Raw genomic sequence first — 2,174 nt, 5'->3', positions numbered from 1 at the left:
TCGCTTCGATCGCGACCTCCGGCACAGGCATCACCAACGGCAACGGCGACCTGAACGCGGGCAAGACCGTCACGCTGACAGTGAACTTCAGCGAAGCGGTGACGGTGAATACAGCGGGCGGCTCACCGCAACTCCTTCTCAACGACAACGGCATTGCAACATACAGCGGCGGCTCGGGCACGACTGCACTGACCTTCGTCTATACCGTCGCCGCCGGGCAAAACACCGCGGACCTGGCCGTCTCCTCGCTCAGCCTGAATGGATCGGCCATCGCCGACGGCGCGGGCAACAGCGCCAACATCTCAGGCGCCACGAACTACAATCCGGCCGGCACGTTGCAGATCGACACCACAGCGCCGACGATCGCTTCGATCGCGACCTCCGGCACAGGCATCACCAACGGCAACGGCGACCTGAATGCAGGCAAGACCGTTACGCTAACAGTGAATTTCAGCCAGGCGGTGAGCGTGAACACCGTGAGCGGCTCGCCACGCCTACTTCTCAACGACGGTGGGATAGCAACCTACAGCGCCGGCTCGGGCACGACCGCGTTGACCTTCAGCTATACCGTGGCAGCCGGGCAGAACACCGCGGACCTGACCGTTTCCTCGCTTAGCCTGAACGGATCGATCATCGCCGACGGCGCGGGCAACAATGCCAATCTAGCGGGCGCCAACAACTACAACCCGGCCGGCACGTTGCAGATCGACACGACGGCGCCGACCATCGCCATCAATACGATCGCCAGCAACAACAACATCAATGCACTGAAGGCGTTGGTGGGCTTCGCCATCGCCGGCACTTCAACGGGTGTGGAGAACGGTCAGGCGGTTACCGTCAACATCGTCAACAGCCAGAACGTCGTCGTCGACAGCTACACGACCTCCGATCAGAACAACGCCTGGTCGATCAACGTGACGAGCGCGCAGGCGCAGGCACTCGCTGACGGCGCCTACACGGTAACGGCCGAAGTGGCCGACAAGGCGGGCAACCTCGCCCCGCTCGCCACCAGGGCCTTGACCGTCGACGAAGACAAGACGTCGGAACCGCCGATCCTGACGATTGCCAGCACCGCGCTGACAGTCCAGGCGCATGGCTCGGTGGCGCTCGGGATTACCGCTACTCCGGTCGATTCCGACGACAGCCTGACTGTGAGGATCACAAATGTTCCTCGCTACGAGACGATCTCCGCGCCAAGCGGCTATAACGTCAGTAAGTCATTGCAACTGAACGGCACCTACATCTGGACGATCAGTGAAACCTCGTCGACGATCGGAAAGCCGATCACAGGACTGACGCTCTCGTCCTCGTATAATGGCGTGGGCCACCCTGTCGCCACGATGACAGTGACCGCAAGTAATACGACCGCGGGCGAAGGGGCCAGCGCGCCTGCAAAGACCATCACAGTCACGGATCCTCCGGCCACCACGACCAGCCCGATATCGAACCTGTTGGCACTGCTGAACCAATACGCGGCGTCAGGCTTCCACGGCAGCCAATCGGGTGCCGGCGAGATCGCTACGGCCTGGACGCAACATGGCGGCAACGACGTCGTGGCGCTCCTGACGACGCCAAATCACCATAGCTGAGGGATTCGGAAAATGGCTTTCGGGGGGCCTCAGGTCGGGCAGGAGGACGATCAGGGGCTTGGCGCGCTCGTCATGCTCCTGCAACTCAATGGCGTTGCCGCGGAGGGACCGCAGATACGTCACAGGCTCGGCCACGCGCGCATCGGCGTGAGAGAGATGCTGCGATGCGCCAAGGACGTCGGGCTCAAGTCGCGCATCGTCAAAAGCACCTGGCCTCGGCTTGCCCGCACTCCCCTGCCGGCAATCGCGGCGCTCAGGGATGGCGGCTTCCTGCTGGTCGGCAAGGCCGGGGACGAGCAGATCCTCGTCCAGCGTCCCTACGCGCCTCGTCCGGAGGCGCTGTCGCGGGCCGAATTCGAAAACGTCTGGGACGGGCGACTGATCCTGATGGCGCGCCGGGCCTCCCTGTCCGATCTGCGTCGGCGCTTCGACATCACATGGTTTCTCGGCGCGATCTGGAAATACCGCCGTCTCCTAGGCGAGGTTCTTGTCGCGTCCCTGTTCCTGCAACTCTTCGCGCTCATCAGCCCGCTGCTCTTCCAGGTCGTGATCGACAAGGTGTTGGTGCATCGTGGCTTGAGCACC

At 63.0% G+C, this 2,174-nt stretch carries 2 protein-coding genes; both read left to right on the top strand.

What is annotated here, in order from left to right; all coding sequences use genetic code 11:
* Positions 1 to 1,589 (top strand): Ig-like domain-containing protein (locus Q0L57_RS07930; protein ID WP_296740688.1); only part of this gene is annotated, 1,589 nt, incomplete at its 5' end.
* A 12-nt stretch (positions 1,590 to 1,601) separates the two neighbouring features.
* On the top strand, positions 1,602 to 2,174 hold a 573-nt coding region (locus Q0L57_RS07925), incomplete at its 3' end, for a cysteine peptidase family C39 domain-containing protein (RefSeq protein WP_296740686.1).

It is taken from the genome of Mesorhizobium sp. (assembly GCF_024509055.1).
Taxonomy (GTDB): Bacteria; Pseudomonadota; Alphaproteobacteria; order Rhizobiales; family Rhizobiaceae; genus Mesorhizobium.
This window is presented reverse-complemented; position numbering and strand designations above follow the sequence as displayed.